Consider the following 245-nt stretch of genomic DNA (forward strand, 5'->3'; position numbering starts at 1 on the left):
GCCCGTCCGGCTGTCAGAAGCTTTGCGGGCGGCAGCGTATCGTGCACGCTTGACGCTGAAACGGCATCCGGCCTTCACCGCATTGCCCGGGATCACGGCTCCACTTTGTATATGGTGCTTCTCGCCGCGTACAATACGTTACTCGCGAGATTGAGCGGGCAGGAAGACATCATCGTCGGCTCGCCGATTGCCGGGCGTCCGCACAAAGACCTTGAACCGATTCTCGGCATGTTCGTCAACACGCT

Annotated in this window: 1 protein-coding gene; it reads left to right on the forward strand. The window is 60.0% G+C overall.

Going from position 1 to position 245, the window contains the following annotated elements:
- Positions 1-245, forward strand: a 245-nt coding sequence (locus tag NQS30_RS21360; protein ID WP_350322357.1) for a condensation domain-containing protein, incomplete at both ends; no start/stop codon positions are given.

Origin of the sequence: Bacillus sp. B1(2022) (assembly GCF_040259625.1) — a bacterium.
GTDB lineage: Bacteria > Bacillota > Bacilli > Bacillales > Bacillaceae > Bacillus > Bacillus velezensis.